1 protein-coding gene is annotated in these 1,304 nt (G+C 76.8%); it reads right to left on the bottom strand.

Annotation, left to right across the window (positions count from 1 at the left end; genetic code table 11):
• Nucleotides 1-74: 74 nt before the first annotated feature.
• The gene (locus tag ACFWEG_RS23780) at nt 75-1,022 is read right to left on the bottom strand and encodes an endonuclease/exonuclease/phosphatase family protein (RefSeq protein WP_387218623.1); all 948 of its coding nucleotides are present in this window, start codon (nt 1,020-1,022) and stop codon (nt 75-77) included.
• Nucleotides 1,023-1,304 lie beyond the last annotated feature (282 nt).

Below are 1,304 nucleotides of genomic sequence, written 5' to 3'. Positions count from 1 at the left end.
CCTCCGCCGCGGTCCGTGCGGGGCAGGGGTGTCGCCCGGGCGGTCGGGGGGCGGCGGGTCGCCGTCCGGCGGGGTCAGGGGCGGACGTGGGCGATCAGGGCGCGGTGGTCGCTCGAAGTGCGGACGGTGTGGGTCGTGGTGACGGTGGCTTCGCGGGCGAGGACGTGGTCGATGCGGGCCAGGGGGAACGCGGCCGGCCAGGTGAAGCCGAAGCTGCGAGCGGGGGCGGGGGCGGCCTGGTCGAGGACAGGGTCGAGGCCGCGGTCGTCGGCGGTGCTGTTGAGGTCGCCGGCGAGGATCGTGCGGGGCAGGGGTTCCTCCTCCAGTGCGCGCGCCAGGAGTTGCGCGCTCTCGTCGCGGCGGTCGGTTCCGAAGCCGGTCGCGCCGAAACGGACGGAGGGCAGGTGGGCGACGTACACGGCCACGGGGCCGTCCGGGGTCGCCGCCGTCGCGCGCAGGCCGCGGTTCCAGCCGGCGGGGACGCCCTCGGGTCTGATGTCGACGGGGCGGACGTCGCTCAGCGGATACGCCGACCACAGACCGACCGTCCCCTCGGTCGCGTGGTGCGGCAGGGTCGGGTCGAGGGCCTTCCGGTACGCGGGAAGGGCGGCGGGGGTCAGCTCCTGCAGGGCGACCAGGTCGGGACCCGCCGTGAGCAGCGCCTTCGCCGTTTCGGCGGGGTCCGGGTTCACGTCGCTGACGTTGTGCTGGGCGACGACGAGGCCGGTTCCGGATTGCTCCGGGCGGAGTTCCGGGCCGAACACCACGAGCCAGGTCGCCGCGGGCAGGGCGACGGCCGCGAGTGTGAGCCGCGAGCGGCGGGCCAGGACGACGGCCAGCAGCACGAAGACTCCGAGACCGAGCCAGGGGCGGAACGTCTCGACCAGGCTGCCGAGTCGCAGGCCCACGTTCGGGATCGCGGCGGGCGCGACGAGCACGACGGCCAGCGCCGCGCCCAAGGCGACCACCACGCGTCCCCACGTGCTCGTCGCCGTCTTCGCCGTCCCCTCCACGCTGCGCATGCCGCGGACGACGCGCACACCCGCCCGACGGTTCCGCGGGCCTCGCGGGGCGGGGTCGCGTGCGGACCGGTCGTCGTGACAGCGCCCTGCGGGCGCCGGCGTCTACCGCACACCACCTGCGTGGGCATGCGCCGACAGGGCGCCGTCCCCGTGGGGGGGCCGGGCGGGCCGGTCGGGGCCCCTCCTCGCTCCTTCGTCGCTGCGGGGGCACCCACGCCCACCCCCGCCCTCCCACCGTCGCCGAGTGCAGGCAGTGGGGGCGCGACGCGCCCCCACACCCAC

Source organism: Streptomyces sp. NPDC060194, assembly GCF_042728285.1.
Lineage (GTDB): Bacteria > Actinomycetota > Actinomycetes > Streptomycetales > Streptomycetaceae > Streptomyces.
Note: the sequence above shows the minus strand (reverse complement) of the source record. Positions and strands in the feature narration are given on the sequence as shown.